General features: G+C 38.7%; 2 protein-coding genes. Both read left to right on the top strand.

The annotated features are described in order from the left end of the window. Positions 1-124, top strand: a 124-nt coding sequence (locus tag JF259_RS17745; protein ID WP_199113410.1) for a T9SS type B sorting domain-containing protein, incomplete at its 5' end; no start/stop codon positions are given. Positions 125-286: 162 nt separating this feature from the next. After that, the coding region (locus JF259_RS17485; RefSeq protein WP_199117002.1) for an IgGFc-binding protein at positions 287-4571 on the top strand (4285 nt) is incomplete at its 3' end.

Genomic DNA, 4571 nt, shown 5'->3' with positions numbered 1-4571 from the left:
AACAACATCTAATGGATGGGACGGCACCTTTAACGGTAAACGCCTAAGCTCCGACGATTACTGGTTCAAGGTCATACTTCAAGACGGTAGAACCTTTATGGGGCATTTTAGTTTGAAACGATAACAATTGTAAACATTCCAAAAGTATTAACGAAAGAAAAAGATTTCAAAAAATTATAATGGTAACTTTTTAATTTATTTTCATCTAAAAACCTTAAACCTTTTGCTACTATTTGAGTCTAAACAAGTTAAATATATTACTTTGGTAATTAATTTCTATTTATAAATGCAAATACTTTGGCAATTAAGATACATAGCAATATTCTTCTTTTTTACAGCTACTGGTTTTTCCCAATTAAGTAAAACCCATTATATCCCTCCTATCACAGAATCAGGAGAAAACTCTTCTACACCCGAAGATCACTATATATATATATCTACCCCAAGTACAGTGCCAATCAGTTTTACCATAAAACCTGTAGGCTTAAGTGCAGCTAATTACATAACAGGCACGGTCTCCAAAACAAGTCCTTACACTTATACTATTGGAAGTGGCAGGAACACCCAACTGTTTGTTAATGCATTTGAAACCAGCACGGTAAAATCGAATAAAGGCTATATTATAGAAGCACAGGATGTTATATACGTTTCCATACGGATCAACGCCGGAGCCCAGGCAGGTGCTCTTGTTAGCAAAGGACTCGCAGCCTTGGGTACTACATTTAGAGTTGGTAGTTATACCAATGAAAACCCACAAACCAATTACTTGAATTTTGTTTCAGTAATGGCTACCGAAGACAATACCCAGGTAACTTTTAGCAACCTTCCTGCAGGACTCATTATAGAAAACTATTCGGGCACAACACCCGTAAACGTCTCATTAAACAAAGGAGAAAGCTATATTATAGCAATAAACAGCGCCAATACATCGATCAACAGGGATGGCCTTATTGGATGCCTTGTTAACTCAAATAAAAACGTGGTCGTTAACTGCGGATCTGCTAATGGTAGCTTTCATAATGGCAATGGACGAGATTATGGTATCGATCAGATCGTAGATCTGTCAAAAGTTGGTAAAGAGTATATTTTTGTACGAGGCTCTGGCGATAATGGTTGGGAAAACATTCTGGTTGTTGCGCATACAGATAATACGACAATCAGCATCAATGGTAATGCACCAATAGCAACAATAAATGCAGGTGAATACCACTTGATAGAAGGTAACAATTATAGTTCAAGTGGCAACATGTATGTTGAAACCTCAGAAGATGTCTTTGTTTATCAAGGTATTGGAGCCTCCAATAATGAGGCTAACCAAGGCATGTTTTTTGTTCCCCCCTTAAGTTGCGAAGCGCGAGGGAACCTAGATAACATAGCAAATATTACAAGTATAGGAAACACAACATACACTGGAGGCATTACTATTGTTACTAAGGCGGGTGCTACGGTTACAATAAACAATTCGCCAATATCCAGTTTCTCAGCAGTTGGCCCTAATGCTGTAACTGGTAAAAGTGATTATGTTACCTACAAGGTGTCCAATCTAAGCGGCAATATATCCGTACAAAGTACAGACGAGTTGTATTGTGCTTACTTTAACCTTAATGGTGTAGCTACATCAGGCAGCTTCTATTCTGGGTTTCCTGCAGCTCCCGAAATCAATTTCAACATCACCCTAACTCCTTTAGGTATATGCATTCCTAATGTTACCTTAGAAGTAGCTAATATGGATAACTTTGACAGCATTGAGTGGTATTTTAATGATGGTACAGGTTACGTATCAACCGGCATCAGTACCTTACAGTACACACCAAACGCTTCTGGAACCTATAAGCTGATTGGTGTTTTGGCATGTTCTGGCTTAACCTTAGAATCCATTGAAGTACCTGTTAGCATTTGTCCAGACGATGTAGACAATGATGGCATTATAGACAATATTGACATTGACAATGATAATGATGGTATTTTAAACTGTACCGAATCCTATGGTGATCAAAACATTGATCTATCCAACATAAGCGGAGGGACAATAACGGCAGGTAATTATACCTATACAGGAACCGTAAGTACTATTGGAAATGCAGCAACAACACCCTTTGCAGGTAATTCTGATGGAACATTTATGAGTGAAACACCTAGCAAAAGTGGCGCTATAGAAACAAGTGTTACCTACGACCTTATATTTGATAAAAACATCAATATACTACTAGAATATGGCACATCATCCGTTCTAGGGAATGGACTATTATCGAACGATGAAGAATTTATAATCCGCGTCCCCAACAGTAAGACGATTACGCTTTTAGACCCTGATGACCAATTGTTAATCGATACAAATTTTGATGGTATATATGAATCTGGGATTACCCAAATTTCGGCATTTGAAATTAGATTCAAGTTAAAGGGTAGTTCTTTAGCATTAGGAGCCGGTACCTTTAGTTTTTCGGCCAATGCTATCAATGCATTTACCTATATACATAAAAACACATCTGATACAAACAGCAATCAGGCAACATTTAGAATTTCTGCAACCTGTGTAGCAAAGGACAGTGACATGGACGGTATTGAAGATGCGCTGGATTTAGATAGTGACAATGATGGTATCCCAGATAGTATTGAAAATACAGGAACAATAATAAACCTGACTAACCTAGATGCTAATCTGGATGGATTAGACGATGCCTTCGATCCTCCCTTCGATCCCATAGACAGTGACTCCGATGGTGTTCCTGATTTTTATGATCTGGACAGTGATAATGATGGTGTTTATGATTTAATTGAAACGGGACAATTAGGACTTTTATCTGACACCAATTTAGACGGTATAATAGATAGCGGATTCCCTTTTGGACTAAATGGTTGGGTTGATGCTGCCGAAAGCACTCCAGATAGCGGTATGATTGGTTATACTCTTGATGATTCCGACAATGACGGCATATTTAGCTATATAGATCTCGATAGTGACGGTGATGGCTGTAACGATGTTATTGAAGCCGGTTTTTCAGATGGAAACAATGATGGCTTACTTGGTGACGCCAATATAACCGTTAATACTTTCGGATTAGTCAGTAATGCCACAGATGGTTATACACTTCCCAACTCCGATTATTTAACAGCAGCACCAATAAGCATAACAACACAACCCGAGAATACTGAAGTTTGTGAATCATTAAACACTACTATTTTTGTAATATCCGATGCCGATACCTTTCAATGGGAAGTGAGCACCGACGGCATAAACTGGAGCATCTTAACTGACAATTCTATTTATAGCGGTTCTCAAACTTCTGATTTGTCAATTAACACTACGCCTCTATCTTATAACAACTATACGTATAGGGTTAAACTTGATCGAAACGGTAATACTTGTGGTGTATATTCTGAAGAGCTTTCTTTAACAGTATACCCTTTACCTATAATAAATTCACCAGTTGTTCTAATACAATGTGATGATGATGCCGACGGGATTAGTATATTTAATTTAACAGAGTCCAACAATGAAATTTCCAACAATGCAGCCAACGAAACATTTACCTACTACTTAAGCCAAACCGCAGCTCTAGATGGCGATATAACCAGTCTTGATTACATTACAGAACCTACTGCCTACGAAAATACAAATGCTCCATATTCACAGACACTTTGGGCAAGTGTTGAATCGCAACAAGGTTGCGCTTCTGTTGCAGAGATACAACTCAATGTAGCTGTTAGTCAAATTCCAAATGGTGCTATTGATGAAGTGATAACCCATTGTGATGATTTTCTCGACATGGATGGTAACAATACAAGTAATAATGACGACCGGGATGGAATTGCCTCATTTGACTTTAGTTATGTAAAAACAATGGTTGCAAACTTTTTTCTTCCACAAACGCCCGATATTAGTTTTTACAGAAATGAAATGGATGCATTAACGGAAATGAACCCGATAACCGATATTTCTAACTATAGAAACATTGGCTATCCAAATATGCAGCAAATATACATTCGTGTTGATAGTGAAATTGACAACGATTGTCAAGCCTTTGGCCCTTATATCACATTAATTGTAGAGCCCTTACCCATTGCTACACCTGTAACAATACAGAGGCAATGCGATTACGATACTAGTGACACGGATGTCACCTATCCCTTTGACACCTCACAAGTAGAAAATGATATACTAAATGGACAATCGCTCACAGATCTAACCGTAGAATACACGTATATTGACATAAACGGATCGACTATAACATCCAATACGCTTCCCAACCCGTTTTTAACAGCAAGCCAGACCATAGACATCAAGGTAACCAATAATGCAACCAATGCCCCCGACGGCCCTTGCTATGACGAAACGACTTTAGAATTTATTGTCGACACACAACCTGTTATTGCCGATCCGGTAACGGTGCCTCCTGCTTGTGACGGGGATGCCGGTGACATTGATGATGACGGTGTGTCCCCCTTTGATACCTCAAGCTTTACAAGTACTATTTTGGGCACGCAATCAACCATGGAGATCTATTACAACTATATCGACGAAAACGGAAACGCCGTGACCGATAGTCCAACACTGCCCAATCCATTGA

Source organism: Snuella sedimenti, assembly GCF_016428595.1.
Taxonomy (GTDB): domain Bacteria; phylum Bacteroidota; class Bacteroidia; order Flavobacteriales; family Flavobacteriaceae; genus Snuella; species Snuella sedimenti.
This window is presented reverse-complemented; position numbering and strand designations above follow the sequence as displayed.